We start from the raw sequence: 1,462 nt of genomic DNA on the forward strand, positions 1-1,462 counted from the left end.
TGGGCGGATTCAACCGGTCGTCGCAACACCCTCGATCATATCTTGTTTGAGCAACTGGTCGAGAGCCTCTGCAGGCGTTCGCCAATCCAGCGTCTTGCGAGGCCTGGTATTCAGAGCATGCGCTACAGCGCTGAGTTCATCGGTCCCATGCTGGCTGAGATCCGTGCCTTTCGGAAAGTACTGACGCAGCAAGCCGTTGGTGTTTTCGTTGCTTCCGCGCTGCCAAGGGCTTTGAGGGTCGCAGAAGTAGATCTCGAGGCCAGTCTCGATACGGAGCTGTGCATGCTGCGCCATCTCCGCTCCCTGGTCCCAAGTCAAGGATCGGCGCAGGTGCGCTGGTAGTTCCATGATGGTCCCGGCGATGGCGTCGCGGACCGCTTCGGCGCCATGCCCGGCAAGAGCCGGGCCGTTTTTGACAGATTTGTCCCTCCCGTGGCGTTCCATGCGCGGCAGGTGCAGGAGCATTGTGAACCGTGTCGTACGTTCGACCAGCGTGCCAATCGCTGAGCTGCCGAGACCGAGAATGAGATCACCCTCCCAGTGGCCAGGCACCGCTCTGTCACCGATCTCTGCCGGCCGATCACTGATCATCAGCGCGTCAGCTATGAAGGACTTGCCACGGTTACGAGCACGTTCGCGGGGCAAACGCAGCGCTCGCCCGGAGCGCAGACAGGCCGATAGCTCCCGCCTCAGGGCGCCCCGGCCCTGAATGTAAAGCGCCTGATAGATGGCTTCGTGGCTGATGCGCATGGTCGAGTTCTCGGGGAAGTCCAGCTTCAGACGCCGCGCAATCTGTTCCGGGCTCCAGGCTGTGGACCAGCGTCGACTTTGCCGATGAACGGCCCGTCGTCCTTTCCATATCACGACGGGGCCATCGAAGGCGATGCCGTCCGGCGTGGCGATGAGGCCGGAGAGCCGGTCCTGTACGTAGTCACGAAGGGCAGGATTGGTTGCCAGCTTCCCCACCTTCGGCCGCCGTGCTGCTCGATCAGCATGCCACTGCGCGGTAATAGCGCGATAGTCGAAGTCTCCGCCGCGCGTCGCCGAGTTGCGCCTGATCTCGCGGGAGATTGTGCTGGGCGATCGCCCCAGCTTGCGCGCGATTGCACGCACTCCAGTCCCCCGAGCGCATTCCAAAGCTATTTCCTCGCGTTCCTGGAACGTCAGATTTCGGCTCGTGAGTGGCGCCGCCGCAGGCGAAAGGTGTGTGGGAGGCATTCCGCCTGAACTCCGAAACCACCGGATACCCACGGGGCCGGAGACGCCGGCTTCGGCGGCGGCTTCTTCACTCGACAGGCCTGCCGCCACTCCTCGCCAGAACCGGCACAGGTTCTCACGCTGCCACACCGGTGGTCGACCTGGCGAGGACAATATATGCCGCGTAGAGCGCTCCGATTTCCGTCTTCCCGTAACCATAAACACCTCTTGGTATGAGGTGTTGCGACGACCGGTTGAATCCGCC

The 1,462-nt window shown here is 62.5% G+C and carries 1 protein-coding gene; it reads right to left on the minus strand.

What is annotated here, in order from left to right; translation table 11 throughout:
• Nucleotides 1-9: 9 nt before the first annotated feature.
• Complete coding sequence (locus ACWTU9_RS33095; RefSeq protein ID WP_455861998.1) at nucleotides 10-1,416, minus strand: IS30 family transposase; 1,407 nt, start codon at nucleotides 1,414-1,416, stop codon at nucleotides 10-12.
• Between the last annotated feature and the right edge of the window lie 46 nt (nucleotides 1,417-1,462).

The sequence above is a fragment of the Mesorhizobium sp. 128a genome (genome assembly GCF_053848025.1).

Bases quoted from the DNA above. Each gene is read 5' to 3' on its own strand.
- ACWTU9_RS33095 (WP_455861998.1), bottom strand. From the start codon at position 1,416: ATGGTTACGGGAAGACGGAAATCGGAGCGCTCTACGCGGCATATATTG.